Here is a 26,083-nt window from a genome sequence, read left to right on the forward strand (position 1 = left end):
GCGGCGGGAATGACGAACCTGCATTCTCTGTGTTCAGCCGGCGGGTTATGATGCGGCCACGGTGCGCTTCTTGAGGTGTCGCAGGTCTATGGCCTGCGGATGAACTCGCGGGTCCATGTCCTCGGGGAAGATCAGCCCCTTGCGAATCTTCTGAGTTCCGGTCACCGGAATTTCGTCCACGAAGACGATCCACCCTGGAAGCTTGTGATAGGAGATCCGTTGGCGTGCTCGCTCCAACAGGATTATCGCCAGCTCCGAACCCGGCTCCGCATTCGGTCGTGCCTTGACGCAGGCGAGAACCTCTTCATCGCGCAGCTCGTCGACAACCGCCATAACCGCGACGCTCTGCACCTCCGGACTCTCGATCAGAGCTTCCTCGACTTCAGCGGCGGAAATATTCTCGCCGCTGCGACGGATGATGTTCTTGCGGCGGTCGACGAAGCAGAGCATGCCGTCGGCGCCCTGCGAGACGATGTCGCCGGTGTGAAACCACCCGCCGCGCCACGCCGCCTCGGTCGCATCCGCATTCTTGAGGTAGCCCGAGAAGAAGCCGGAGCGCGGATCCGGACCCTCGCAACGCACGAGCAACTCGCCCGATTCCCCGGCCGGGACCGGTCGATCGTGCTCGTCGACGACACACACTTCGAGCGGCGGCCGAGGTTTCCCGAAGGCACGGGTGTCAATCCGCCGCGGCTCAAAATTGTCGGCAACGAAGCGCGAGGTTTCCGTCATGCCCCAAACCTCCACCAGGGGAAAGCCGAAGCGCTCCTCGAACGCTCCATGGAGGACGGAATCGACCCCTGCGCCGAAACCAAACTTGACGCAATGTCGGGCTTCGTCGGGATGGCGTGGCGCCTTCAGCAGAATCGGCGGGATGATTCCAAGGTAATGGACCGCAGTCGCCCGCGTGTCGCACAGATCGGACCACCAGGACGAGGGGTGGAAGCGGTCTGGCATGACAAGGCAGCCGCGGGCCTCGATCATGGCGTTCAGGGCAACGATGGTGGCGTTCATGTGAAACGTGGGCAACGGTACGTAGAGCCGTTCCCGCTCCTCTTCGAGAGACAGCCGACCGCCGGAGGACGCGTAGCTCTGCCCTGCAACAAAGCAGGAATGGTTTGAGATGATGCAGCCCTTGGGGCGCCCGGTCGTTCCCGAGGTGTAGATGATGAGGGCCTCGCGCAGGTCCTTGATGACGTGAGCGTCGACCGATTGCGCCAGTTGCGCCGGGCTCGGGAACTTGGCTGGCAGATCTTCGGCATTGATCAGCGCCACGGATGGATCGAGCATTGATACGACACGGCGCAATGTTTCGAGGCGCTTCCCGATGCCGATGACCAAAGCAGAATCGGCGAACTCGATCGCGTAGGCGAACTCGTGGTCGAGATAATCGGGATTCAGCGGGACCACGCAGGCGCCAACCGCATTCAGCGCGAGAAGATGCCAAAAAATGCTCCGGCCGGTTCTCGAGAACAATCGCGACCCGATGGCCGACGCTGTAGCCGGCGTCCGCATATCGGGCAGCCAGATCGTCAACAATGGACAGGGCCTGCCCGTAGCTGAACTCGGTACCACCGGCGAGATAGTCGCGTGTCGGGCTTTTCGGAATGCATAGAAAGGGCAGAGTCGGACATCGCCGAGCCGCATCCCGAAAACGATCATAGACACTGGGCATTCTTGCTCCCTTGCATCCTCCCTGGAGGGCCGGCCTTCGATGCGCGGCCGGCTCAACCTTGTTTTCTCTTCGTCGTCATATTTCAGGGAGCAACACTTCCGCTGCCGTGCACCGGAGATCGCTTGGCCTGTTTTATGCGACTGAATAATCGCTTTCTTGAAATATAGGTCACCCGTTTCCTTGGTGTCAATTCCTGCTCGTCGGAATAGGACGGCTCGCAAGAACAGTCCCGGAGCTCCCGCAAAGGCGCTTGTGAAATTGCTGCACTAATTGGATTCTCTAGAGAATCGGGAGACCTTCTCCGATTTCCAGGCGTGGGGCCGGGTCTTTAGGCGATCGTCGCTTGACGTGTGGGCTCAATTGAGCAAAATGAGAGCGAGCATTCTCTCTATTATAAGAATTGGACGAGAGGGTGCGAGCGCGCCGTCGGCGCGTCCACAAAAAACCAATTCCAGGAGGCGCGCCCGTGATGTTCAGAAGTCTTTCGTTGGCGGCGTTTGCGACGATTGCAGTCGTCAGCACCGCCCGTGCGGAGCTCGCCGTCAAGATCGGCGTCCTGAACGACCGCACGGGCCTCTCGTCTGAGATCACGGGCGAGGGGTCGGTCGTGGCGGCGCAGATGGCCGTTGAGGACTTTCAGGCAGCCCAGAAAGGCATCCAGGTCGAGATCATCTCGGCTGACCACCAGAACAAGTCCGATGTCGGATTGGGCATCGCGCGCCGCTGGTACGAAGTCGATGGCGTCGACGTCATCGCGGACGTGCCGATTTCCTCCGTCGCCTTGGCCGTAAGTCAACTGACCCGCGACAAGAACAAGATCGCCCTGTTTTCGGGCCCCGGCGCTTCGGAGCTGACCGGCGCCCAGTGCTCTCCGAACAGCGTTATGTGGACCTACGACACGTGGTCGCTGGCGCATGCCGGTGGTCGCACCATCGTGCAACAGGGGGGGCGACACCTGGTTCTTCCTCACGGTCGACTACGTCTTCGGCCGAGCCGTCCAACGTGATACCTCGGAAGTGGTGACGGCCTCGGGCGGCAAGGTGCTGGGCTCGGTGCGCCACCCCCTCTCGACCGCCGACTTCTCGTCCTATCTGCTCCAGGCGCAGGCCTCGAAGGCCAAGATCATCGGACTGGCCACCGCCGGAACCGACATGTCGACTGCCATCAAGCAGGCCGCGGAATTCGGCATCGTGCGCGGCGGCCAGAAGCTCGCCGGTCTGGTGACCTTCATCAGCGACGTACACGCTCTGGGCGCGGACGCGGCTCAGGGCCTTCTGGTGACCGAAGCCTTCTACTGGGACATGGACGAGCCGCGCCGTGCCTGGTCAAAGCGCTTTGCCGACCGTCTCCGCGGCAAGGCGCCGACTTCGGTTCACGCCGGCGTCTATTCGAGCATTCTGCATTACTTGAAGGCGGTCCAGGCGCTCAAGGACAAGGACCCGGCCAAGGTGATGGCATGGATGAAGGCCAACCCGACCGACGACGTCCTGTTCGGCAAGGGACAACTCCGGGCTGACGGCCGCAAGATCCACGACATGTACCTGTTCGAGGTCAAGAAGCCGTCCGAGTCGAAGAGTGCGTGGGACCTCTACAAGCTCGTCGCGACAATCCCGGCCAACGAGGCGTTCCGGCCGCTGAACGAAGGCGACTGCCCCCTCGTGAAGAACTGAGCCTCGCTGTTTTAGGACGCTTGGCTTTCATGTGGTTCGCGCAATCCAGGAGGACGAAAAATGCCTGAAACGCCCTTTGCGGCTTCACATTGGTCCCTCAAGTGTCACGCGCGGCAAAAGTCCCTGCTATCGGCCGGTCAGGTAGGCTGCCAATGAGTCAAATCCGCTTCGATGGCCGCGTCGCCATCATTACCGGTGCTGGAGGTGGCTTGGGGCGTAGCCACGCGAAGCTGCTCGCGTCGCGAGGCGCGCGCATTGTCGTCAACGATCTCGGAACATCCGTCGATGGCGCGGCCAGTCCGTCGCTCGCTGCTGAAAACGTGGCCGCAGAGATTTGCGCGGCGGGCGGGACCGCCATTGCGAACGGCGATGACATCTCCGATCCGGCCGGTGCGTCACGTCTCGTCGACCAGGCCGTTTCTGCTTACGGCCGGGTCGATATCCTGATCAACAATGCCGGTATCCTGCGCGACAAAACCTTCGCGAAAATGGATCTGGACGACTTTCGAAAGGTTCTCGACGTCCATCTTCTCGGGGCGGTTTACTGCACGAAGGCTGCCTGGAGCGTGATGCAGAGCCAACGCTGGGGCCGTGTGATCGTAACGACATCGTCTTCCGGACTTTACGGCCATTTCGGACAAACAAACTACGGTGCGGCGAAGCTCGGCCTCGTAGGGTTTGTCAAGGCTCTGGCACAGGAAGGCCAGCGCTTTGGGATTCTTGCCAACGCTGTTGCCCCTCTTGCGGCAACCCGCATGAGCGAGGGGGTCCTCGACGCGGAGGTGTTCCGGAAGATGCCGCCTGAGCATGTTTCGGCCGTTGTTGCGTATCTCGCCAGCGAAGGCTGCGACATAACCGGCGAAGTCTTCGTCGCCGGGGGCGGGTATTTGGCTCGCGCCGCAATCGTCGAATCTCGCGGTGTCGTCCTGGCATCCGATCGGCCGTTGCCGGAGCAGGTCGCGTGCTCCATTCAAGCAACTCTCGACCTAGCGGGCGCCAATGCCTTTCCAAACCTTGAAGTCGCGTTCAAGGCGGCGGCGCTTCGTCTGGAGGATGGTGCAGCGCCATCTGCGGATGCCTGATGCGGCGGTCGAGGTCGTGAGTTCGATTGGATTGAGGTCGGGATCATATGGGCCGTTCGCGCTCTCTCGTTCGATTTCATCGATGAGCTAAGGGGAGATCATGGAAGACGCTTTCATCATCGGTTCGGCCTGCACGCCTTTCGGCAAGTTTCAGGAGCAGACGTATAAAGGCCTCACACGCGACGTCTTTACGATGGTTTTGCGCGATGCCGGCTTGGCCGACGGCGGGCCTATTGAGTCGGCCTGGTTCGGTAATTGCGGCATGGGCGCATTCGAGCAGCGAAACATTCGCGGCCAAGTGTGCTTTACGCCTCTTGTGCGTGACCGTCTTTTTCCTGAGCGCGTGCCGATCACGAATGTAGAGGGTGGCTGCGCGACGGCGGCGTTGGCGCTGAATGGTGCAATAAAGGACGTTGTCTCGGGGGATGTCTCCGTGTCTTTGGCAATTGGTGTCGAAAAGACTTTCTTCGAAGACCGGGCCGTCACGCAGCAGATCTTCGACGGCGCCATTGATCAGTTCGACCCGCAGGAATGGGAAGAATACTATACGGCCATCGGACATCGCGCAGGAAAGCCTTTTGAACCCAAGGCTGGCGGGTCGACGGTTTTCATGAGCACTTACGGTATGCAGGCGGCATATCACATGAAACGTTACGGCACGACCCAACGACAGATCGCGGTGGGCGCTTCCAAGAATCACCATATGGGAAGCTTGAATCCTGGAGCGCAGTATCGCTTCGAAGTCTCGGTTGAAGACGTCCTCGCAGATCGTCCCGTAAGCTGGCCGCTCACGCGGGCGATGTGCGCGCCTATCGGCGACGGTGGCGCCGCTGCCATCGTCTGTTCGTCTGCCTATCTTGCGACATGCCCACCTGAGGTGCGGGAACGTGCCGTGAAGGTGCGCGCGATGCAGCTTTCAGGCGGGAAGTATCGCGATCCTGACGAGCCCAGTCTCAGCCGGATCGCGGCGCAGAAGGCCTATCGTCGTGCAGGTCTTGCGCCAGAGGATATCGACATCGCGGAAGTTCACGATGCGACTTCGTTCTGCGAGATCTACCAGTGCGAAATGCTGGGCTTCTGTGCCGAGGGCGAGGGCGGCCGCTATGTCGAATCGGGTGCGACGGCGCTCGGCGGTGCGCGTCCGGTCAATTTGTCCGGCGGCCTGGTCTCAAAGGGGCATCCGATCGGAGCAACGGGCCTTTCGATGATCCACGAGTTGACCACTCAACTGCGAGGAGAAGCTGGCGCGCGGCAAGCCCGCGGTGCCCGGATCGGCTTGGCGGAGAACGGCGGTGGCGTTATCGGCTTCGACGAAGCAGTCTGTGCAGTTACGATACTCGAGGCGCCAAAAGCATGATCGGCTCGTCGTCGCTGTCAGTCGATTGGTGCGCTGCCCCCTCGTAAACGCGACACGAACGGGTCGATGTGCTCCATCAGCAGGTGTCCCGCGCCATTTTGGTTGAAGCGTCCAATGCTTGAGGGCGCCGGTGCGGGACATGGAGATGATCGCATCTACGGCGATCCGAAAATCGTCGGTGATGCCGGCAGTCCGGATAAGGTCACTGGGCAGTGCAGTGATCTCTAATCCTGCCGCTTGTAAGTGTTCCGAGCGTGAGGCGGCCGTGGGCGATGCTCGCGGTATGTCAGGCGGAAGGGATTGCTCCGCCCTTGGCTGGCCTGCGATACGCGCACGTCGCCGGTTCGAGCTTGGCTGGCGGCTACTTTGTTGCCTTGCGCGATGTTGCCGGTGTCGGGGCGGGTGCGATTTTCTTCCGAGCTGGTGCAGAGGCAGGGCGCATGCTTGGTTCGCTCCGAGGTGCAATCGGCGATGCGGTCGTCGTGTGCGCCGGCAGTTCGGCAACCAGATCCAGGAACGACAGTCCGCCCGCCACATGCTCCCGCATTGCCCTGTCGGCCGCTTCGTCGTCGCCAACGGCGAGGGCATCCAACACGGCCTTGTGTCCAGCGAGCGACCTTTCCATTCCTCCAGATCTCTGGAAAGGGAATTTGCGATACGGATTCAGCCGCGTTCGAATGCCGCGAACCTGATCTGCAAGAAACTCATTCTTGCAGCCATGGTAGATCAGTTCGTGGTAATCTTTGTTCGCTTCAGCGTACATGGCGACGTCCGATTTCTCGATCGCCTTCGAGCCGCGCTCGTATGCGGCTCGCAAGACGTCCAGGTCGGGCTTGATCAGGCGCCTCGCACACAATTTCGCGCAAAGGCCCTCGAGGTGAGTGAGAACCTCCCACATCGCCGCGATTTGCTGAACGTTCATCGTCGCGACGACGGCGCCGTGTCGCGACTCGAATGCCACCAGTCCGACGGACGCGAGTTGCAGTAGCGCTTCGCGAACCGGCGTGCGTGAAACGTTGAATTGCAGGCAGAGACTCCGCTCATTGAGGGCGTCTCCGGGACGGACACGCCCTTCCGCGATCTCCTGCTCGATCCAGAGGCGAATCTCACTTTGCTTGGCGGACGTTCGCTTACGCTCGCTCCGGCCCATTTTCCCGTCTCCGGTTAGTCGGCACATTCAAGTCGTTCTGCGGACATCCTATAGTTCTCGTGATCGTCCGTGAAGACCGAGCCCCGGCGGCCAGGCAGGGCAGAGGGATCGCGCGCTCAACGCGTGAGATTGATCGTCACGTTCTTCGTCTGTGTAAAGCTGTCCAGCATTGCGCCGAGAGAAAATTCGCGGCCAAGGCCGCTTTCCTTGTATCCGCCGTAGATGTGCCCCGGCGACTGGCCGGCCGCCTGGTTGACTTGGACCCAACCGGCCTCGACCGAGTGCGCGCATCGCAGCGCCTTCCCCACGTCATGCGTGAAAACGTAGGCGGCGAGGCCGTAGTGCGTGTCATTCGCCATGCGGATCACGTCGTCTTCGTTTTCCCACGGGATTGCCACCATGACGGGTCCGAAGATTTCCTCGCGGGTCAGGCGCCACTTGTTGTTCGTGCTCGCGAAGATTGTCGGTGTGAGGAAGTATCCTTGGGATAGCGGTCCTTGCTTCGGCGGCAATCCACCGGCCAGGAGCTTGCTGTGGGGTTGAGCGATGCCGTCCTCAATGTAGCCGCAGACCTTCGCGAATTGCTTCGCGTTGATCAATGTGCCGACATCGGATGCCTCGTCCAACGGGTCGCCGACCTGTAAGGCCGAAGTTTTCGCGACGATCCTGTCCAGCATTCGATCGAAAAGGCTGCGGTGAAGGAACACGCGTGATCCCGCGGTGCAGGATTGACTCTGGCGAGTGAAGCGCATCGCCGCGATGATCCCGTCGGCGACCCAGTCCTCATCTGCGTCCGGGAAGACGATGACGGGGCTTTTGCCACCAAGCTCAAGCGACACCGGCAGAATGCGCTTGGCGGCTGCTTCCATCGCGATCTTACCGACGGCGGTGGATCCCGTGAAGGAGAGTTTCGCAACCTGTCCATGGGAGAAGAGTGGCGCGCCGCACTCGATGCCGGTCCCGGTCAGAACGTTAAGGACCCCCGGAGGGAGGTACTCTTGGCAAACCTCAGCCATTTTCAATACAGCGAGCGGTGCATCTTCGGCGGTCTTCAGCACGACCGTATTCCCGGCGCAAACGGCGGGGGCGACTTTCACGGCCGCCAGCAGCAGCGGGGCGTTCCATGGTATCACCGCAGCAACCACACCGAGCGGCTCGCGTCGCGTATAGCTGAGCACGGTTTCGCTCAACGGGATCGTCTCGCCCTTCAACTCGCTTGCGAGGCCGCCGAAATAACGGAAAATATCCGCTGCGGCCTTCGCTTCGGGCCGCGCCTGAGTCCGAAGCGCGTTGCCCGTTTCGAGAGCGATCGTTGTCGCTATCTCTTCCGCGCGATGATCGAGGCGGTCAGCAATCTGGAGGAGGAGTCTCCCCCGTTCACGCGGAGGAACAGTCCGCCAAGAGGGAAACGCCGATAGCCCGGCCGCGACAGCGCGGTCGACGTCGAGGGCATTGCCGCGAGGGACTTTTGCAATCGGCGCGCGCGTCGCCGGGTTTTCAACATCGAAAGCCTCTCCCGACTGGGCGTCGACCCACTCGCCGCCGATCAGCATTTTGCTGGGCAGGTTTTCCAATGCGACTCTCTTGTTCATCCCGTCACCTGATTTTTCAACCGTCGTCTGTCGGCGCAACGTAACAGACCGCTGCAATCGCGCAATACAAATAACCTCTTTCTGCATACATTGAAGCTCCGGATGCACTCGGCCCGTCGAAAAATGCGGACGGGGCGATGTTTCCACAATTCGTTGGGTGTCGACGTTCTGCCTGTCGACCAAGGCACCCAGCCCGGACCGCCGTCGCGCTTGCAAAATGGCCAAAAATATATACAGAAAACTACGATTTGTACGCCAATGATGGCAAACCGTATACAGGTAGTGGAGGATAGATGATGTTGAGGGGCGTGTTGGCAGCGCTGATGCTGGTCGGCGCAACTTTCGGTCTCGCGAATGCGCAGACGTCAATCAAGATAGGGGTCCTGAACGATCAGTCCGGACCGCTGGCCGATTTCGGAGGGAGCGGATCGGTCGAGGCCGCCAAAATGGCGATCGAGGATTTTGGCGGCAATGTGCTCGGCAAGCCGATTGAGATCGTCTCGGCCGACCATTTGAACAAACCCGACCTTGCTGCGACGATCGCCCGCAAATGGTTCGATGCCGACGGCGTGACCGCCATTGCGGACCTTACGAATTCCGCGGTGGCGCTGGCAGTTCAGGGATTGGCGCGTGAGCGGGGGAAAATCGCGCTGCTTACGGGTCCTGGAACCGACCGGCTGATCAACGAGGACTGCTCGCCAACTGGCTTCCTGTGGACTTTCGACACTGCGGGGTTGGCCCGTGGTGTGGCATCCGCCGTCGTGCGCGAAGGGGGCGATTCCTGGTATCTCCTTGTGGCTGATTACGCGTTCGGTCATCAGATGAGCAAGCAACTGAACCAGGTCGTGACCGCTTCGGGAGGCCGAATTCTCGGCCAATCAGTCCACCCCGTTAATACCTCGGATTTCGCGTCGCAACTGCTTGCGGCACAAGCCTCGAAGGCGAAGGTGGTCGGTCTTGCCAACGCGGGTAGCGACACGACGACATCGCTCAAGCAGGCGGCCGAGTTCGGATTGATCGAGGGGGGACAGAAGCTCGTCGGACTTGTGATCGTTCTCAGCGATGTGGACGCGCTGGGCCTCGATAGAGCGCAGGGCCTCGTCACAACGCAAGCCTTTTACCACGACCTCAACGACGCAACACGCGCGTGGTCCCAACGCTACTATGAAAGAACCAAGCGTATGCCCGGTCAAATCCAGGCAAGCACCTATTCCGCGGTCCTTCATTACCTGCGGGCGGTCGCCGCAGCAGGAACCGCTGACGGCAAGACCGTCGCCGATAAGATGCGGACAACGACCGTCGATGATTTCTATGCGCCGGGTGCCAAGATAAGGGCAGATGGGCGATTGATGAATGACCAATACCTCATCCAGGTCAAACGGCCTGCCGAGTCGAAAGCGCGCTGGGACTACTATAAGGTTTTGCGCACAATCCCCTCGGCCGAAGCGATTTCGCCGGCATCCGACAGCAAATGTAGCTTGATGAAGCCGTGAAGACGAACGCGCCGGGAGGCTTTCCAGCTTCCCGGCGCGTTACTCGTTGTCGTCTTACGGTGAGATTGCCTACCGACGGCGTGGATGCCGCAGTGCGTCTACTGGCGCTACGCCGGCTTTCCCTTGCGCAAAAACATCGCAGTCCTTCTGGAATATTCTTCGGATCGGGCAAAAGCGTACATCTCGACCCGCTCCGAATGCGTCACTGGAGAGCTGTCGGTCATCAGGCGCCGGAGCTGTTGCTTATGCATCCGCGTGGCGAGGGGGCTATTCGCGCAAACCCCCGAAAGGGTGTTTTCCACGGTCGCGTCGAGATCTTCGGGAGCCGCAACTCGGGTCAGCAACCCTCGGGCAGCCGCTTCATCTGCCCGCAAGACGCGGCCCTCGATGAGAATTTCAGCCAGCACTGAATAGCCCACCAGGTTAAAGAGTGATTGAGTCTCGCCGAAAGCGAGAGCGAAGCCCAGGCGTCCAACCGGCGCGCCCATCAGGACAGACGTGTCTCCAATCCGTAGATCGCATGCCCCGGCGATCTCGAGGCCGCCTCCCATGACATGGCCGCGCAACTTGGCGACGACCGGGACGGGGCAATCGGCGATGGCCTTCAGGCAGGGGCCGACGATCTCTTCGTGATACTTTTCGGTCTGTTCCGGTGTCGCACGGGTGCTTGCGAACTGGCTGATATCGGCCCCAGCCGAAAACGCATCCGCTCCGTGCCCCGCGATCAAGACGCATCGCAGTTCACTGTCGCCGTGAAAGTCCGAAAACAGTTGACGCAAGTCGCGCCACATCTCGACCGTCAACGCATTGCGCTTGCTGGGATTGGATATCGTCAACGCGACGATACCGTCGGCTCGTACCGTGGAGTGGATATGTCCGGTCATGGGGTGCCTGCTTGCATTTCGGCCCCTGACAGGGCGTTGTCGACGGACAGAGGCGCTTGCAGCACAACGTTCTTGTTCTCGAGCTCTGTCACTTCCTTCGGGCTGAACCCCACTTCCTCCAGGACCTCCCTCGTGTGTTGGCCAAGGATGGCAGGGCCGCGTCTTAGCCAGCCGCCGGTATGATTGGACATCCGGAGAGGATTGGTGATCTGCTTGAACCTGCCCCGGTCCGGAAGCTCCGTGACCTCGACAAGACCGAGGTGGCGGACCTGATCGCTCTCCAATGCGTCCTTGATCGAGTTGATCGGGCCGGCCGGAATGCCGGCCGCTACGAACAAGCCGGTCCACTCCCCTCGCGTCCGACCCGTCAATTCGGTCTCAATGATTTCCTTCAATTCGTCGCGGTGTTGCATGCGCAGGGCGTTAGTGGTGAAGCGCGGATTCTGCTTGAGGTCCGGTCGCCCGATGACGTCGCACAGGCTGAGCCACATGCCCTGGGTGGCGGCTCCGATGTTCATGTCGCCGTCGCCGGCACGGAAGACGCCGTAAGGCGCAATGACCGGATGAACGTTGCCAGCGAGAGGCGCCACCTCATTGAGGCTGAGATATCGCTGCCCCTGCACGCTCAACAAGCTCACAAGACCGGCGAGCAACGAGGTATCGACGGTTTGGCCGGCGCCCGTCTTGTCGACGCCGATCCAGGCTGCGAGAACGCCCAGAGCCAACCACATTCCAGCGGTCATATCTCCAATGGCGACGCCGACTCTCGTCGGTCCCGTGGCGGGGTCGCCGGTCACGCTCATCAGACCGGAGTAACCCTGTGCAATCTGGTCGAATCCCGGCCTGTCTCCCAACGGACCGCTACGGCCGAAGCCGCTGATGCTTGAAATGATCAACCGGGGATTTCGCTCTCGCAATTTCTCCGGATCCAGCCCCATGGCGCTCAGGGTGCCCGGCATGAAATTTTCGACAATGACGTCACTTTCGGTTGCCAAGCGAAACAGGATGGCGCGTCCTTCTTCGCTCCGGAAATCGATGGCTATCCCCCGCTTGTTGCGGTTGGCCGACAGGTAGTAGGCGCTAAGCTCACGATCGAAGGGGCCCCAATTGCGCACCATGTCGCCATCGGGCAGGGCTTCGACCTTGATCACGTCGGCGCCGAGATCGCCGAGGATCGTGGTGCAGAATGGCCCCGACAAGGCCCGGCTGAGATCCAGCACGCGCATGCCCGCAAGAGGCAGCTGGTTCTTGTTGGTTGGATTGGAAGTCGACATCAAGCCCACCTGCACCTGAAAAGGGACCGACCGCGACCGGTCGCGGATCCGCAAAAGCCTTGCGATGCGCAACGGCGCGAAGAGGTCCGCCGCGACGAGTTCTGCGATGGCATCTAGCGGAAAGGCCCGTAGCACGAGACATTAGAATACACAACAACCACCATCGTATATTTATAGACCATATAGAAGTTCAATTTATTGACAGGTGTATTTCTGAAATTGCAGAGTGTCGCCCGTCTGGGCGCGTGCCGGGCGCTCGCGACGATTTCAAGTCTCGGCCAGCGGGCATTGTTCTGCTTGCCAATCGGGAGGGCTCCAAATGGCAACTATCGGATTCATCGGTCTGGGCAATATGGGCGCGCCGATGGCGGCCAACCTCGTGAAGGCCGGTCACAAGGTGGTCGCGTTCGATCTGGTCAAGGCGCTACGCGACCAAGTGAGCGGCGAAGGATCTGACGTTGCCGAAAGTGCGGTCGCGGCGGCCGACGGCGCGGACGTGGTCATTACCATGCTGCCTGCCGGCAAACATGTCCGGGCAGTTTGGGCAGACATACTTCCCGTCATGTCGAAACAGGCGCTCGTCATCGATTGTTCGACGATCGACGTCGAAAGCGCCAAGGCGGTGCATGCGCTTGCCGCCAAGCACGGACTCGCGTCGGTCGATGCGCCGGTCTCCGGAGGCACCGGCGGAGCCAAAGCCGCAACGCTGACGTTCATGTGTGGTGGCGAAGAGCGGGCGTTCGCCGATGCCAAGCCCTTTCTGGCGGCCATGGGCAAGAAGATCGTGCTTTGCGGCGGTGCCGGAGCGGGGCAGGCAGCCAAGATCTGCAATAACATGATCGTCGGGATTTCCATGATCGCGGTGAGTGAAGCCTTCGCGCTGGGTGAAAAGCTTGGCTTGTCGCATCAAGCGCTGTTCGATGTGGCTTCGACTTCGTCGGGGCAGTGCTGGTCGATCACCAGTTATTGCCCAGTGCCGGGCCCTGTGCCGACGTCGCCGGCGAACAATGCCTACAAGCCGGGCTTTGCCTCTTCCCTCATGTTGAAGGACCTGGCGCTGGCACAGGAGGCGGCCGACGCCGCTGTTGTGAAGACGCCGCTCGGAAAGCATGCAGAGGAGATCTATCGAGCGTTCGAGGGGGCCGGTCATGGCCAGACCGATTTTTCGGGCATCATCAATTTCATTCGTACCCCCTCGACCTGAAAGGCGAGGCAGCAACGAAGCGTTGCGAGGCCGCTCCGAGTGCCGGGCAATCGCATATGGAAGAGGCTCTGGTGGGCAGTTTCCCGGCGGCCTGTCCTTCGAGTGCGGCGCTCCTTGAACCGTGAGGCGGGGCAAGTTCACTGCCTCCACGGCATCATGCGCGATTGCCCTGCTTCTGATGCTGCGGGCCTCAGCACGCCTTAGGCAAGCAGGCGCTCAAGCCCTTGCAGATTGGTTCAATCTCATTTCTTTGATTGCCGGACGATCGTGGCGAGATCGATGCTGGTATCCCCGACGACGGACGGGGAGAGCGAGATCTGCTCTCCAAGGCATCGGCGTGCCAACACGTGGTCTGACGCGCGGCTGAGGGATTCCGCGCCGATGAAGCTTCCATTGCGGAAGTGGAACACCGAGAATTTGCCCTCTTCGGGAGTGCCTCGCACGACGCTTGTGTCCGCTCCCGTGATGATGCCTGCGATCTGCAGCTTGACATCATACTGATCGGACCAGAACCACGGAGGCTTGAGGCCTGTGTCTGCACGGGCGGTCAGGGTGGCGGCTGCGGATCTCGCCTGGTCCGTGGCGTTTTGGACAGACTCGAGCCGAAGCAATTGATGATCTGCAAAGGCGTTTGATTGCCTGGCGCAATCCCCCGCCGCGACGATCGACTCGTCGGACGTCCGGCCGTGCGCGTCAATCAGGATGCCGTTGTCACAACAAAGTCCCGCATCGCGCGCGAGCTCATCATTGGGGATTGTCCCGATGCCGACGACGACGAGGTCGCAGGTGATCGTGGAGTTGTCGCTCAGTCGGACGTTGCGAACCCGATTTCCGGAGAGCTCGAGTGCCGCTGCAGTTACGCCGAAGCGGAATGTAACGTCGTGTGAACGATGCACTTTCAGCAAGGCGTCGGCCACCAGTGTCGAGACGGCGCGTTGCAGAAGGCGAGGCTCGAGCTCAATAACAGTGACGGCTATGCCCCCTTGCGCCAGCGTCGCGGCGACCTCGAGGCCAATGAAGCCGCCGCCGATGACGAGTGCCGAGCGGGCGGACTGGGCGGCCTCGCGGAGCGAACGAGCTTCGGCGACCGTTCGGAGTAGCAGTACGTTGTCGGCCTCCGCTCCGGCGAGCGACAGCCGCCGCGGTCTGCATCCGGTCGTCAGCGCAAGTTGACCGTATGAAATCCGCTGTCCCTCACTCGTCAAGAGCGCCTTGACGTTGCGGTCTATGGACACGACCCGGGTTTCAGGGAGAAACTCGATGCCCTGAGAAGCGTAGAGCTTTTCGGGGCGCAACATCAGCGATTGATCGTCAGCTTTTCCCGACAAGTATGCTTTGGAAAGGGGAGGTCGGTGATACGGGAATCCCGGCTCTTCGCCGACTACGATGATCCGGCGTTGCGATCCGAACTCTCGGGCGGCGAGGGCGAGATTGGTTCCGGCGCAGGAGGCGCCGACGACGACCAGAGGGCTCTCCGTCAAGCCTGCACATCCGGAAGAGTGACAATCAGGCCATTCAGTTCGTGCGTCATGCAGATTTGACAGCTTAGACGACTGTTCTCACGCCGAGGTGCGGCGACGCCGTCAAGCAACTCGTTCTCCAGGACGGATGGTGGCTCCAGCTCGCCAAGTCTGCGTTCCTCGACGTACACGTGGCAGGTCGCGCACGAGCAGCTTCCGCCGCAGTCTCCGAGCACGCCGGGTACGGCGGAATTGACCGCGCCCGCCAATAAGGTTGTGCCCACCGGCAGGTCGGCAGAGATCTGAGAGCCATCACTCAACAGGTAAGTCACGGTCGGCATGCTGAAAGGTTCCGGCTCCGTCAATCCACAAAGAGAGCGAGTAATCTCTTTTATTCTTAGCTGTGCCAGAATGTCAACCAAGGGCCTAATGTTAGAATTTCATAAGATAATTGCGGAATTCTGGCTTGACAGCAATTCTCACTCGTCGAATAAATGAGAGCAAGTATTCTCTTTTATTCTGGAATGAGTCGCTCATGCCCTGATCTGCTGCTGGTGGATTTCAGCGGTCCGCGTTTTCGTCGCCGGAGCGGCGATCGCTGATCGGTGTATTCGGCCCACGGCCGAGTGTTGCGCTCTGTAGCGCCGTCCGCGCGCTCCACGTCGCCTCGGTCTTTGACAACTATAAATTGAGTTTTCGCCGACATGTGTGTCTACCGGCGGGGGCTGCGAGCAGGTGGCGCCTTCGGTCCCGACGCTCGGTTCAAAACATCAGTTGGCGCGACGTTCGCGTGTGGGGCCCACGCTCGTTCGTCTCGCAGGACATCGCGACCAAGAGGAGATGCCGATGAGCCTTTTCTACGACCCGTCAAACCCCGCGGTGCTTCGAAATCCGCACGCATTGTTTGCTCGCATGCGTGCGGAAGATCCCGTTCACTGGAGCCCCAAGTTGTCGAGCTGGGTCGTGACGAGTCACGCGTTGGCGGAATCCGTCCTTGCGATCGGTGACTTCTCCTCCGACCGCCTGTCACCATTCTACAAGCAGGCCGAGGCGACGGATCGCGCCAAGCTCAACGAGATCATGCGCTATATCAGCCTCTGGCTCGTCTTCCGGAACCCGCCCGAGCATACGCGTCTCCGCCGTCTCATGAATGTGGCGATCAACCCCGGCGTCGTCGCCGGCCTCCAGCCGGACATTGCTTCGATCGTGGATCTCCTCCTCGAGGAGCTCAAAGGCAGGGATGAAATCGACTTCATCGGAGATTTCGCGATGCCGCTGCCGGCCCTGGTCATCATGAAGATGCTGGGTGTTCCCCGCGACATGCTCTTCAAGATGAAGGAATGGTCGGACGACCTCATCAACTTTGTCGGCAGCCCCAGGACGGTCGAAGACAAGTACGAACGCGCGCGTCGCGGTGTGATCGCCATGGCGGATTTCTTCAGCCAACTCGTCGCCGAGCGGCGGGCGCAACCGAAGAACGACATCCTGACTTATCTCGTAGAGGCGAGGGACGAGCAGTCCGCGCTGACTGACGATGAGTTGGTGGCCGCGGCGATGCTGATGCTGTTCGCGGGGCACGAAACGACGACAAACCTGCTGGGCAATGCGGTGATGGCACTCCACGCCAATCCGGATCAATGGGAGCACTTGCGTCAAAGTCCGGGCTCGATCGAAAGTGCCGTCGAGGAATTCCTGCGATTTGACGGCCCGGTATTGTCAACGGCGCGGGTTGTCGCGCGATCTCATGAGCTTGGCGGTCACTCGCTGGAGGAGGGTCAGCGAATGTTCGTCATGCTGACGGCAGCCAATCGAGATCCGAAGGTCTTTGATGAGCCTGATCGTCTCGATATTGGCCGCAAGCCGAACCGCCACGTGACCTTCGGCAAAGGTGCCCATTTCTGCCTGGGCGCGCCTCTCGCGAGACTGGAGGCGAAGACGGCCTTCAACGAGCTTCTGAAGCGGTTTCAGAGAATCGAGGTCGCCAAGCCCATCGAAGAGCTCGATTGGATCGATGCGATGGTCATGAGGGGCGTTCGGGCGCTTCCGGTGCGGTTGCATCGCTGACGGAATTTGCGCCACGCATGACGGGACTCGAACAGGCCCGTACAAGGTTCGCTCGACGTGCGGAGATCGATGAGGCCGATCTTGCGCACGTTTGCGAATGGGCGGGGTGCGATCGGCGCCGCGCAGGCGCCCCGTGACCCGACACAATGAAGCGAAGGCGACCGCACGGCTTCTTCAAGCACGGAGTTCTGAGAGTGCGTGCGCCTCGCCGCAGATTCAGGGGGGGAGGCGCCCGCCTCAGTCGCGCCATGAACAATTGGGTGTGCTCTGCCAGCAATTGTTCCGCGCTTTTCTCTCGAAGCGCCCATCCCTTGAAGGCGTTGATGTGTGACATGAAAATAATCTGCTGCGCGACAATGCGGTCATCAACTTCATTGAATTCGTCCGCGATCATGCCGGCTCGGATGAGGTCGCTGAACAAATCGGCGATATCGGTTTCTTGCTTTTTGTAGGTGTCTTGAGCCTCGGGAGGCAGCGAGCGGTACTCGCGGTAAGTCAGGCGGAGCAGGCTTAACCGTTCGTTACAAGCCGCCCAGTAGACGCGCATTGCAGTCTCGAGTTTTGCCGGAATGCCTTGCTCTGACCGCATCGCTTCAAGCATTTGCTGCCGGAGGCCGGAAAAAATGTCCTCGCAAGCCATGACAAGCAGGTCGGTTTTCGTGCGGATGTATCGGTACATCCCGCCGATGCTGATGCCGGCTGTTTCAGCAACCTCGCTTACCGAAAGCGCGTCAAAGCCGCGTTCCTGAATGAGCTGCACGGCAACGCGGGCCAGTTCTCGGCGACGCTCCTGACTGCGTCGTTGCCGAGGAGCCGAGATTGTCGCGCTTTTTTCCGGCCCTGGGCGCGCCTGAGGATCAGTCATGGTTCTCTCGTGAAGTGGCAGTCAGGGACGGGTGATATTGCGAGCGATCTATCGAAATATCGCCGATCCTGAAATTACAGTGCATCTATCCGCCGCCCCATCTCGCATGGAAACGGTTTCGCCGAATAGCAATTCTTCCAAGCATATCTGGCGCTTCATAATCAACAAGATCGGTTCGACAAAAAATTGTTGACTTCCAAAAAGAATAATGGCGCTATCAGTTGCGAGGGATCGTTCGCTCGCATTAATCAAAAAACCAGACCAGTAGGCCAAGGGGGGATGTTGCCAGCGGTGACGTACATTTTGCCGGACGGATCGCGCTGCTCATTGGATCTGTCGGACGGCGTGTCTCTGATGCAGGGCGCGATCGAGAACGCCGTGCCCGGCGTGCTCGGGGACTGCGGCGGAGCCTGCGTGTGCGCGACCTGTCACCTTTACGTCGACGAGACGCGATTGGGAGAGCTCGATGCGCCATCGGAGCTCGAGGATGAGTTGTTGAACGGCGTCGCTGCACCCCGTCGGCACAATAGCCGCTTGGGCTGCCAAGTGCGGATGACGAAGCTGCTCGATGGGCTCGTCGTGGTCGTTCCAGAGCGTCAGCGATGAGGCAGAGTTGCATGTTGCCGATCGCTGCGCCGAACTGCCTGCGCATGAGCAAGTGTCGAGATCGGCGCGGTCAACTCAGTCCAGCCGACGAGTGAAGGTTATGCAGGATACCATGCATCCGTCACCGCCCTCTCCCAAGCGAATTGATGCCGCGACAGTCTCGGCGCTCAATGCGAGGATTCGCAACTGCAAGTCCTTTCCGGCGATGCTGCTGGTCAATGCTGAGCGATTCCCGGACCGCCCCGCTCAGCGCTTCAAGCATCTCGGCATTTGGCAAAGCTGGACATGGCGAGACGTCCTCGACGAGGTTCGATCGTTCGCGGCCGGCCTCCAGGACCTCGGCTTTCAGCCTGGCGACCGGATCGCGATCGCTGGCAGGAATCGCCCGCGACTGTATTGGTCAATGGCAGCCGCCCAGTCCCTCGGCGGCGTGGCCATTCCGGTCTATCACGACTCAACCGCCGAAGAGATGGAGTACGTGTTGGGGCATGCGGAGGCCACGTTCGCCGTCGTGGAGGATCAGGAGCAGGTAGACAAGCTATTGGGCATACGCGACCGCCTTCGCGCCCTGCGCCACGTCGTCTATGACGAGCCTCGTGGCATGCGCGATTACGACGACGCAGGATTGCATCAATTCCAGGACGTGCAAGCCAGGGGCGTATCCGCGCTCCGCGCTGATCCTCGCCGAGAAGCTGCCTGGCGATCGCAGATAGATGCCGTGTCCTTGGACGACCTCGCGGTCCTCCTCTACACGTCCGGCACCACGGGCCGGCCGAAAGGGGTGATGCTGACATACCGGAATCTGATCACCTCGGCGTTGAACGCGAATGAGTTCGATAGTCTGGATGAGACGGACGAGGCGATCGCCTACCTGCCCATGGCTTGGATTGGCGATCACATATTCTCATACGCTCAGGCTTACTGCGCGGGATACTGCGTTTCGTGCCCTGAGTCCCCTGAGACCATAGCGCACGATCGCCACGAGATCGCGCCAACATATTTTTTTGCTCCTCCAAGGGTCTTTGAGGAGATGTTGACGACGATGCTGGTCCGAATTGAGGACGCAGCTCCGCTGAAGCGCCGCATGTTCGACTACTTCATTCGCGTTGCGAAGAAATGGGGCGACGCGATAAACGCGGGAAGGTCCGTGCCGCTCAAGGGGCGGTTGCTCTATGCAATTGGCTGGCTGCTCGTTTACCGCCCCATAAAGAGCCGGTTGGGCTTCTCGCGCATAAAGGTCGCGTACACGGCCGGGGAGGCCATCGGGCCCGACATGTTCGGCTTCTTCCGATCGCTCGGCGTGAATCTCAAGCAGCTTTACGGTCAGACCGAGGCTTGCGTGTACATAGCCATGCACCGCAACGACTCCGTGGATTTCGAGACGGTCGGGGTGCCGGCGCCCGAAGTCGAGATACGCGTGACCGAGCAGGGCGAGATTCTGTTCCGCTCTCCGGGTGTGTTCATCGGGTATCACAAGGAGCCCGAAAAGACGCAGGAGATACTGACGGCTGACGGTTGGGTGCGAACGGGGGGACGCCGGATTCGTCGATGACCGTGGTCACCTCAGGATCATCGACCGCGTGCGTGACGTTGGCCGGCTGCGGAGTGGCGAGCTGTTCGCGCCGAAGTATGTCGAGAACAAACTGAAATTCTTTCCCGTCATCAAGGAAGTAGTCGCGTTCGGTGACGGCCGCGACTACTGCACCGCGATGATCAACATCGAACTCAGTGCCATCACCAACTGGGCCGAACGGAACGGCATCAGTTGGGGGAGCTACCAGGAACTGGCGGCCCATCCACTGGTCTATGACCTGGTCGCAACCCACGTGATTGACGTGAACCGGGCGCTCGCAGCGGACCCCAGGATGTCCGGTGCGCAAATCCGCCGATTTCTCATTCTGCACAAGGAACTCGACGCGGACGACGGGGAGCTAACGCGTACGCAAAAGGTCCGCCGCAACATCATAGTCGACCGATACGCCGTTCTTATCGACGCGCTCTACCAGGGACCTGGCTCCTACGAAATCGAGACGCCCGTCATGTTCGAAGATGGGCGGCAGGGGACCGTCGGCGGCAAGGTACGAGTTCGTGACGCCGAAACTTTCGTGACGCGTGGTGGAAGTCCGTCGCAGGCGAGGGCCGCATGATGACGGTGATACCGGAGCCCGCGCCGGGGGAGCAGGCCTTCCTCGGCCGGCAAGTGGCCCGAGAAGCCGAGACGATCCTCGACATCGAAAACATCTCCGTTGCCTTTGGCGGAGTGCGGGCGCTGACCGATGTGTCGTTCGACATCCGCCGCGGCGAGATCCGGGCCATCATTGGGCCAAACGGCGCCGGGAAGACGACGATGCTCAATTGCGTCAACGGCTTCTATCATCCCGCAAAGGGAAGCATCACGTTCAAGGGCCGCAAGCGTGCTCAGATGAGGCCACACGAGGCCGCGCGCGACGGCATTGCCCGTACGTTTCAGAACGTCGCTCTCTTTCGAGGAATGACAACGCTGGAAAACATCATGACGGGGCGTGCATTGAAGATGCGCGCCAATTTCTGGCAACAGCTCGTCCGCGCCGGGAAGGCGGAGCGGGAGGAGATCGAGAACCGATATCTTGTCGAAGAGATCATAGACTTCTTGCAGATCGAGCACATCCGGAAGACGCAGGTCGGAGTGCTCCCCTACGGATTGCAGAAACGGGTGGAGCTCGGTCGCGCGCTGGCGATGGAGCCGGACCTCTTGCTCCTCGACGAACCGATGGCCGGAATGAATCTCGAAGAAAAAGGCGATATGTGCCGCTTCATCCTGGAGGCAAATCGGCATTTCCGGACGACCGTCGCCCTGATCGAGCATGACATAGGCGTTGTGATGGATTTGTCAGATCGCATCGTGGTCCTGGAATCCGGGAGGAAGATCGCCGACGGAACGCCCGACGCGATCAAGTCTGACGACAGGGTCATTGCGGCTTATCTCGGCTCGCACTGAGGGATCGTCATGGGATTTTTCATAGAAGTGCTGATTGGTGGGCTGCTCTCCGGCGTGCTGTATTCACTGGTCGCCCTCGGTTTTGTGGTGATCTTCAAGGCGTCAGGCGTCCTGAACTTCGCGCAAGGCTCGATGGTTCTCCTGGCGGGCCTGGCATTCGTTCGGGCGCAGGCATTTCTCGGCGAAACCTTCCCGTTCTGGATCTCGGTTGCAGGCGGGCTGGCATTTGCAGTCGCCATCATGGTCATCGTTGCCTGGCTCGTCGAAAAATTCGTTCTGACCCGGCTGATCAACCAGAGTTCGTTGTCCCTCTTCATGGCGACCATCGGACTGGCGTTCGTGATCGATGAGCTAAGCCAGATTGCGTTCGGATCCGAGGTGTATGCCGTCAAGATCGGCATTCCCCGAGAGCCGATCATCGTTCTGACCGGACTCTTTGACGGCGGCGTGCTTCTCAACAGTGTCGACTTGTGGGCCGCGATTATCGCGGCTTGTCTCGTACTAATCCTTGTCGTGTTCTTTCAGAAGACGGGCACTGGCCTGGCGTTGCGCGCGGTCGCCGACGATCACGCTGCCGCGCAATCGGTGGGCATTCCGATACCCTGGACGTGGTTGATCATATGGTCGGTCGCGGGATTGATCGCACTCGCGGCGGCTGTGCTTTGGGGAACGAAAGTCGGCATACAATACTCGATTGTCTTCCTGGCGATGAAGGCCTTGCCGGTCTTGATCCTCGGCGGCTTCACCTCGATTCCGGGCGCGATAGTGGGCGGCCTGCTTATCGGAGCTGGAGAGAAGCTGGCCGAAGTCTTCATTGGATCGATGATCGGGGGCGGGATCGAATATTGGTTTGCGTACGTCGTGGCGTTGATCTTTCTGATGATCTGGCCTCAAGGCCTGTTTGGCGAACGCCTCATTGAGCGCATCTGATTGGGGGTGGCACGTGATTTACCACGAGGCAGGCCAGTTTAAGACGAGCTACAAGCAGGACATGGCGATGCTGCCGATCGTGCAGGATCGCTGGTCCGTTGTCGCACTGGTTACCTTCGCCGTGGCCGGTCTTCCGATATTGTTGGCTTTCGGGACGGACGCATTCACATCGAACTATCTCTATTCCGCGATCCTCATCCCGTTTCTGATCCTGTCGCTCGCGTCCATCGGGTTGAACATTCTCGTGGGATATTGCGGTCAGATATCGCTCGGGACCGGTGCGTTCATGGCGATCGGCGCCTATGCGGCCTACAACGTTGCCGTCAGACTTCCGCAGGTCCCGAGCATATTGGCCATATTGTGTGGAGGCATCGCGGCCGCCGGCGCCGGTATCGCGTTCGGCTTGCCGAGCCTGCGTATCAAAGGCCTCTACCTTGCGGTTACGACTCTCGCAGCGCAATTCTTCTTCGATTGGCTTTTCCTGCGCGTAAGCTGGTTTACCAACGGGTCGGCCTCCGGGTCCGTGACCGCGCCCGCGGTCGAGATTCTTGGAATCAAACTTGAAAGCGGGACGGGAAAATACCTGTTCGTCCTCGCCGTTGTCGTGCTCTTCTCTCTCGGTCTCAAGAACCTGACGCGCGGTGCGCTTGGCCGGCAGTGGATGGCTATCCGGGACATGGACATCGCCGCCGAGATCATTGGTATTCGTCCCGTCTACGCCAAACTCACGGCATTCGCCGTGTCTTCGTTCACGATCGGGGTTGCCGGAGCGCTCTGGGCTTTTGTTCATCTCGGCTCATGGGAACCTCTCGCCTTTTCGATCGACCGTTCATTCAATATTCTCTTCATGATCATCGTTGGAGGCCTTGGCTCCATTCTTGGATCGTTCCTGGGCACCGCTTTCATCATGATATTGCCGATCGTGTTGACCCGAGTGCCGGCGGCGCTTGGCGTACCCTTGTCGACATCGACGATCTCGCATCTCGAGGTGGCGGTATTCGGCATTCTGATCATTTTCTTTCTGATCGCCGAGCCACTGGGGCTGGCGCGCCTGTGGCTGTTGGCGAAGGAGAAGCTCAGGATCTGGCCGTTTCCCTACTAGCGCTCCTCGGTGAGGGCGCCGCAACAAATGGGTCGTTCTCAAAGTGAGAATGACCGACAAAAAAGAAGCAGGAGGATACGCATGAGAGTTGTTTCAACGCTTGTCATGGCTGCGTTGATGTCTTTGACGGTGATGTCGGCAACGGCTAGCGCTCAAAACGAGCAATTCATCCCCATCTTGTCGTACCGAACGGGTCCCTACGCCGCAAACGGCGTACCTTTCGCGAACGGCTTTGTTGATTATCTGCAACTCGTCAACGCGCGGGATGGTGGCGTCAACGGGGTCAAGATCACGTTCGAGGAATGCGAGACGAGCTACGCGACCGATCGTGGCGTCGAGTGTTACGAGCGATTGAAAGGAAAGGGGCCGACCGGCGCGTCGATGTTTCATCCGGTGTCGACCGGGATCACTTTCGCGCTGACGGAGAAAGTGCCCGTCGACAAGATACCTTTGTTGACGGTGGGATATGGTCGATCCGACACTCGCGACGGGGCCGCCTTCAGGTGGAACTTCCCGTTGATCAGCACGCATTGGACGGCGGCGGCGGTAGCGGTCGAATATCTCGGCCAGCAGGTCGGCGGAAAACAGAATCTCAAAGGCAAGAAGATCGTTCTGGTTTACCTGGACGCTCCGGCCGGGAAAGAGCCGATTCCTGTCTTCGAAAAGCTTGCCCAGAGCCTGGGTTACGAATTCACGGGCATCCCCGTAACTGCTCCAGGACTCGAACAAAAGGCGCAGTGGCTCAAGATCCGGCAGATGCGGCCCGACTATGTCGTCCTTTGGGGGTACGGCGGAATGAATCCGGCCGCCATCCAGGAGGCCGCCGCCGTCGGATTTCCGCGCGACAAATTGATCGGATACGCCTGGTCTGGCGCTGAGCCCGATGTCATCCCCGCCGGCGATCTGGCGAAGAACTATAAGTCGCTCATGCTTCAGCACGGGGCAGAGCACGATCAGGTCCACGACGACATCCTGAAGCACGTCTACGGGAAAGGCCTGGGACGTGGTTCGGAAGGTGGTGTTGGGCAGGTGCTTTATAATCGCGGGATGCTGAGCGCAATGCTGGGCGTCGAAGCGATCCGGACGGCGCAAACGAAATACGGAAACAAGCCGCTGACCGGGGAGCAAGTCCGGTGGGGTGCCGAGCACATGGAACTGACAGCTGCTCGGCTGAAGGAGCTTGGGGTGCCGACCATGATGCGGCCGCTCAAGGTCACTTGCGCAGATCATGAGGGAGCGCGTCTTGGGCGCGTGCAGCAATGGGACGGTGCTCATTGGAAGGTGATCAGCGACTGGATCGAAGCTGACGACGCGGTGCTCCAGCCGATGGTCAAGGAATCCGCCGCGGCGTACGCCGGCAGCAAGGGCATCGCGCCCGTCGATTGCTCGAAGGCCGACTAGCTGCCGCAATCTTGGGGTGGCGGAGCCTTCCCGGCTCCGCCGACCGCCGGATACGTGGGGAGGACTTCGCAGATGGCTCAGATCGAACGGGAGACGAACGGTCAGTCCGGGATCGGTACGACACCGATCCTATCCGTCAACAACATCGAGGTGATCTATGACCAGGTGGTCTTGGTCCTCAAGGGCGTTTCACTCGCGGTGCCAAGAGGCGGCATCGTCAGTATTCTGGGCGCGAACGGCGCGGGCAAAACGACAACGCTGAAGGCGATCTCGAACTTGCTGAAGAGCGAGAAGGGCCTCGTGACGAAGGGGATCATCGAATTCGACGGTCGGCGTGTAGACAATACGACGCCCAATGATCTTGTCAGCAACGGCTGTGTTCAAGTCATGGAGGGGCGGCACTGCTTCGCCCATTTGTCGATCCACGAAAACCTTCTGACGGGCGCCTTCACGCGAAGGAACGGCAAGGCGGCGATTCAGCGAGATTTGGACGCGGTGTACGAATACTTTCCGCGTTTGAGGGAGAGGAGAAAGTCCCTGGCCGGTTACGTCTCCGGTGGAGAGCAACAAATGTGCGCTATCGGCCGTGCAATGATGTCGAGGCCGAAGATGATCCTGCTGGACGAGCCGTCGATGGGATTGGCTCCAAAGATCGTTGAAGAGATATTCGGAATCGTCAAGACGCTCAACGAGGCACAGGGCGTGTCGTTCCTGATCGCGGAGCAGAACACGAATATGGCGCTGCGCTACGCAACCTATGGCTACATCCTTGAAACGGGAAGAATCGTGTTGGACGGCTCGGCGGACGATCTGCGGCAAAACGAGGACGTAAAGGAATTCTACCTTGGCATCGCGGATTCGAACAGGACCAGCTTTCGAGACGTCAAGTCCTATAGGCGTCGAAAGCGCTGGTTGGCCTAGAGGATGTTCCCGGGCGATGCGTCGAGTGCGGTCCGGTCGGCGCCGCCATTGAGCGCCTGATGTCGCAAATCCTGATCCACGGCCTTCTGCGCCGACGTCCGAACTACGCCGGCATCAATTGATGCACAGAGTGCTCTCGGATGGTCGAACGCCCGCGACGGTGATGACGCGCGTCGATGCGGCGTTGATCCACGAAGTTATCGACGAAATCATGCGGCTGGTCATGTCGCACAATATGATCGAGAGTGAACGATGAATGATGTGGTGGTCGCAGAAGGCGACCTGATCGTCCGGCGCGAAGGGACTGCGGGCGTCATCCGGCTCAACCGGCCGAAGGCAATCAATGCCCTGAGCTTGGAGATGGCCCTGGGGGTCG

At 60.2% G+C, this 26,083-nt stretch carries 19 protein-coding genes and 3 pseudogenes; 14 read left to right on the forward strand and 8 right to left on the reverse strand.

Translation table 11 applies throughout. From position 1 onward, the window contains the following. Positions 1-45: 45 nt before the first annotated feature. Positions 46-1,647: an AMP-binding protein gene (locus AC630_RS10530; RefSeq protein ID WP_167561169.1), complete on the reverse strand. Its 1,602-nt coding sequence runs from the start codon at positions 1,645-1,647 to the stop codon at positions 46-48. A gap of 497 nt (positions 1,648-2,144) precedes the next feature. Here AC630_RS10530 and AC630_RS10535 point away from each other — a divergent pair. The 3 genes and pseudogenes from AC630_RS10535 to AC630_RS10545 all read left to right on the forward strand — a co-directional run bounded on the left by AC630_RS10535 (position 2,145) and on the right by AC630_RS10545 (position 5,784). Then, a pseudogene (locus AC630_RS10535) lies at positions 2,145-3,345 on the forward strand (ABC transporter substrate-binding protein). A 152-nt stretch (positions 3,346-3,497) separates the two neighbouring features. After that, entirely contained in the window at positions 3,498-4,427 is a 930-nt protein-coding gene (locus AC630_RS10540) for an SDR family NAD(P)-dependent oxidoreductase (protein ID WP_083636185.1), read from the forward strand. A 100-nt stretch (positions 4,428-4,527) separates the two neighbouring features. Next, entirely contained in the window at positions 4,528-5,784 is a 1,257-nt protein-coding gene (locus tag AC630_RS10545; protein ID WP_074118474.1) for a thiolase family protein, read from the forward strand. A 361-nt stretch (positions 5,785-6,145) separates the two neighbouring features. On the opposite strand, the gene AC630_RS10550 is transcribed toward AC630_RS10545, so the two are convergent. Next, positions 6,146-6,934, reverse strand: coding sequence for a GntR family transcriptional regulator (locus AC630_RS10550; protein ID WP_074118475.1), 789 nt, complete (start codon positions 6,932-6,934; stop codon positions 6,146-6,148). A gap of 116 nt (positions 6,935-7,050) precedes the next feature. After that, a complete protein-coding gene (locus AC630_RS10555; RefSeq protein ID WP_208866996.1) occupies positions 7,051-8,613 on the reverse strand; it encodes an aldehyde dehydrogenase family protein in 1,563 nt (520 codons plus the stop codon). Positions 8,614-8,819: 206 nt separating this feature from the next. On the opposite strand from AC630_RS10555, the gene AC630_RS10560 reads away from it, so the two are divergent. Then, complete coding sequence (locus tag AC630_RS10560) at positions 8,820-10,019, forward strand: ABC transporter substrate-binding protein (protein WP_074118476.1); 1,200 nt, start codon at positions 8,820-8,822, stop codon at positions 10,017-10,019. Between the two features lie 107 nt (positions 10,020-10,126). Here AC630_RS10560 and AC630_RS10565 read toward each other — a convergent pair whose 3' ends face one another. Both AC630_RS10565 and AC630_RS10570 read right to left on the reverse strand, forming a co-directional pair. Then, a complete protein-coding gene (locus tag AC630_RS10565) occupies positions 10,127-10,903 on the reverse strand; it encodes an enoyl-CoA hydratase/isomerase family protein (protein WP_074118477.1) in 777 nt (258 codons plus the stop codon). Further along, positions 10,900-12,177 (reverse strand): CaiB/BaiF CoA transferase family protein, encoded by a 1,278-nt coding sequence (locus AC630_RS10570; RefSeq protein WP_074118492.1) that lies wholly within the window; start codon positions 12,175-12,177, stop codon positions 10,900-10,902. Before AC630_RS10570 ends, AC630_RS10565 begins: the two co-directional genes overlap by 4 nt. A gap of 226 nt (positions 12,178-12,403) precedes the next feature. Between AC630_RS10570 and mmsB the strand changes: the two genes are divergently transcribed. Next, complete coding sequence (gene mmsB / locus AC630_RS10575) at positions 12,404-13,381, forward strand: 3-hydroxyisobutyrate dehydrogenase (protein ID WP_283808408.1); 978 nt, start codon at positions 12,404-12,406, stop codon at positions 13,379-13,381. 242 nt (positions 13,382-13,623) lie between these two features. Here mmsB and AC630_RS10580 read toward each other — a convergent pair whose 3' ends face one another. Further along, positions 13,624-14,862: an NAD(P)/FAD-dependent oxidoreductase gene (locus AC630_RS10580; RefSeq protein WP_074118479.1), complete on the reverse strand. Its 1,239-nt coding sequence runs from the start codon at positions 14,860-14,862 to the stop codon at positions 13,624-13,626. Then, complete coding sequence (locus tag AC630_RS10585) at positions 14,859-15,182, reverse strand: 2Fe-2S iron-sulfur cluster-binding protein (protein WP_074118480.1); 324 nt, start codon at positions 15,180-15,182, stop codon at positions 14,859-14,861. Before AC630_RS10585 ends, AC630_RS10580 begins: the two co-directional genes overlap by 4 nt. Before the next feature lie 928 nt (positions 15,183-16,110). Here AC630_RS10585 and AC630_RS10590 point away from each other — a divergent pair. Beyond that, positions 16,111-16,905, forward strand: a complete 795-nt coding sequence (locus tag AC630_RS10590) for a cytochrome P450 (protein ID WP_208866997.1) — start codon at positions 16,111-16,113, stop codon at positions 16,903-16,905. On the opposite strand, the gene AC630_RS10595 is transcribed toward AC630_RS10590, so the two are convergent. Beyond that, the gene (locus AC630_RS10595) at positions 16,862-17,770 is read right to left on the reverse strand and encodes a TetR/AcrR family transcriptional regulator (RefSeq protein ID WP_083636187.1); all 909 of its coding nucleotides are present in this window, start codon (positions 17,768-17,770) and stop codon (positions 16,862-16,864) included. The genes AC630_RS10590 and AC630_RS10595 overlap by 44 nt on opposite strands. 279 nt (positions 17,771-18,049) lie before the next feature. Between AC630_RS10595 and AC630_RS10600 the strand changes: the two genes are divergently transcribed. The 8 genes and pseudogenes from AC630_RS10600 to AC630_RS46845 form a co-directional block, all read left to right on the forward strand. After that, entirely contained in the window at positions 18,050-18,376 is a 327-nt protein-coding gene (locus AC630_RS10600) for a 2Fe-2S iron-sulfur cluster-binding protein (protein WP_083636188.1), read from the forward strand. 205 nt (positions 18,377-18,581) lie between these two features. Next, positions 18,582-20,523: pseudogene (locus AC630_RS10605) on the forward strand (AMP-dependent synthetase/ligase). After that, positions 20,520-21,353, forward strand: a complete 834-nt coding sequence (locus tag AC630_RS10610) for an ABC transporter ATP-binding protein (RefSeq protein WP_502691509.1) — start codon at positions 20,520-20,522, stop codon at positions 21,351-21,353. The pseudogene AC630_RS10605 and the gene AC630_RS10610 overlap by 4 nt, the downstream one beginning before the upstream one ends. A 9-nt stretch (positions 21,354-21,362) precedes the next feature. Beyond that, positions 21,363-22,283 carry a branched-chain amino acid ABC transporter permease gene (locus AC630_RS10615; RefSeq protein ID WP_074118483.1) on the forward strand — a complete coding sequence of 307 codons (921 nt, stop codon included), beginning with the start codon at positions 21,363-21,365 and terminating at the stop codon, positions 22,281-22,283. Between the two features lie 13 nt (positions 22,284-22,296). After that, positions 22,297-23,385, forward strand: a complete 1,089-nt coding sequence (locus AC630_RS10620) for a branched-chain amino acid ABC transporter permease (protein WP_074118484.1) — start codon at positions 22,297-22,299, stop codon at positions 23,383-23,385. Between the two features lie 81 nt (positions 23,386-23,466). Then, positions 23,467-24,786 carry an ABC transporter substrate-binding protein gene (locus AC630_RS10625; protein WP_074118485.1) on the forward strand — a complete coding sequence of 440 codons (1,320 nt, stop codon included), beginning with the start codon at positions 23,467-23,469 and terminating at the stop codon, positions 24,784-24,786. A gap of 72 nt (positions 24,787-24,858) precedes the next feature. Beyond that, positions 24,859-25,707, forward strand: coding sequence for an ABC transporter ATP-binding protein (locus AC630_RS10630; RefSeq protein ID WP_074118486.1), 849 nt, complete (start codon positions 24,859-24,861; stop codon positions 25,705-25,707). A gap of 252 nt (positions 25,708-25,959) precedes the next feature. Continuing rightward, a pseudogene (locus tag AC630_RS46845) lies at positions 25,960-26,083 on the forward strand (enoyl-CoA hydratase/isomerase family protein); the annotation flags it as partial.

Origin of the sequence: Bradyrhizobium sp. AS23.2 (genome assembly GCF_001908185.1) — a bacterium.
Lineage (GTDB): Bacteria > Pseudomonadota > Alphaproteobacteria > Rhizobiales > Xanthobacteraceae > Bradyrhizobium.